Raw genomic sequence first — 1,881 nt, forward strand, 5'->3', positions numbered from 1 at the left:
TTTTAGAGTGTGTTGTGAAGTAATACGGTGTACTCACGTCTATGCGTTGGTGATGATAGTTGTCATAAAACACCCCACCTGAATAATAAAAACCGTGCTGTTTAGAAAGCCATTTTTGAGATTTTTCGAGCTGCTTATCCAGTTCTTCAAATCGCTTATTGGTATGGTAATCGTAGTCATAGAATCTTTGAGCAAACTCAATATATTGTGCTTGCTGCTCTATGAAATTGTCGTAAGCATTGTCAATTTGCTGTGTGAGTTGTTCTTGGCGAAGCTCTTCTTCTCGATCTAACTTTGCTAATTCTGCTAGAAGCTGCTGCTCTTCTGCTGCTGTTAAACGGAGTTCTTTCTCCAGTGCTGCAATTTGATCTTCTAAGCGACTTGGTACAAAGATTTCTTGATCAAGTCCTTTAATGACTTGCTGATATTCTCTTGCAGCTTCTAAATTCTTGGCTTTGATCGCATCATTTTTTAGACTGATCTCTGTGTCTATGCCCTGCCTGCGAAGTGCTGTGACTTCGTGCCCTTCATGGGCTGTTGCTTCCAAGAAATCTAAGCCTTGGTCTTTATAACTGCGGTGGTCTATTCGTTCTTCCAGTCCTGCATTTTCTAATGCAGTATTCACAACATTGGCAAAAGTGGCTCTGCTGTCTTTTAAAATTTGCGGGCCATCGTCGTTGAACGTTCTTTGCTTCTTGCCGAGTTCACCTTTTTCATTGACCAGTCGAGTCGTAAACATGATGTGTACGTGATAGTTTTTATTATCTGTTTCGTCATCATGGTCATGTGGTGCATGGATGCAGGCATCGACAATGACATTGTGCTTTTTCACAAAGTCACGGCAAAAGTCATCAACGATTTTGATTCGTTCCTGATCTGTTAATTCATGTGGTAAAGCGCAGGTATATTCTTTTGCCAACCTCGCATTGGCTTTCATTGAACCATCGGCATTGAACTCTTTTTTTTCGACTTCATTCCACAACGTTTGGCGATCTAATAATTTTTCATTTGTATGCTCAGGTGCATAAATCGACTTGTACTCAAGTCCTTTTTTTCGAGTGTAATCTTGAGTCTTTCCAAATGTGTAATCTTCTAATTTTTCACAGGCACGATAAGCAGCGCAAGCAACGACTGAACGTCCGTCACTTCTTGATATGTTGCTTTCATTCAAATGAAAAATTGCCATTTTTAAAAACCTAAATTTTGCATATCGTGGTTTTGCTTTTTGCAACTTTGAAAAAGTTGCTGCCCATCCTTTAGGGGAGGGCTTGGGGTAGAGGGGTGTCCCCTCTCGTACTTCCATTTTTCTATCGAAGATGAAAAGTGGGTAAGTGCGCCCTTCACTTCGTTACGGGAAAACTCCGCTTCGCTACGTTTGATATTGCTGGCTTTGTTTTTTGACTTTATGATGATGTTTGTTTATTGCCCATCAAGGTTTAATACTATGTCAGATATTCAAGAAAAGAAAGATGCTGTTTTAAAGAAGCTCACAAAAGCACAGCAGAAAAAATTATCTCTTCAAGAACAGATTGATTATTTGAAAAAAGAACAAGAACGGATACAAGAGCAAGCTAAACAGAAGCAAAATGAACTTAAGTTGAAACAGCAAAAGCTTTTAAATGAAGCCAAAGCTCAAGAACGTAAAAACGAGACTAGACGTAAGATTTTACTTGGTGCGTGGGTTCTAAATAAGCTGAAAAATGATGAGTCATTTAAACACGAATTGGCAGACTTTGAGCAGTTCTTAAGTACGGAAAGTAAGACTGAAGAGAATAAATTGAAGGATAAAAATCTATTTAATGGGCTTTTATGGGATGACTAATTTTGATGACCTTTCAATACCAAAACCTGTCCTGGTATTGAGGTCGTTAAAATTAGTCA

At 38.8% G+C, this 1,881-nt stretch carries 2 protein-coding genes; one reads left to right on the forward strand and one right to left on the reverse strand.

Annotated elements, in window-relative coordinates; all coding sequences use genetic code 11:
* Positions 1 to 1,303: MobQ family relaxase (gene mobQ / locus PVW51_RS24185; protein WP_274578232.1), on the reverse strand; the 1,303-nt coding region annotated here is incomplete at its 3' end.
* A 141-nt stretch (positions 1,304 to 1,444) separates the two neighbouring features.
* On the opposite strand from mobQ, the gene PVW51_RS24190 reads away from it, so the two are divergent.
* Positions 1,445 to 1,822, forward strand: a complete 378-nt coding sequence (locus PVW51_RS24190; RefSeq protein ID WP_274578233.1) for a hypothetical protein — start codon at positions 1,445 to 1,447, stop codon at positions 1,820 to 1,822.
* Positions 1,823 to 1,881 lie beyond the last annotated feature (59 nt).

Origin of the sequence: Sulfitobacter sp. PR48 (assembly GCF_028807335.1) — a bacterium.
Classification (GTDB): Bacteria; Pseudomonadota; Alphaproteobacteria; order Rhodobacterales; family Rhodobacteraceae; genus Sulfitobacter.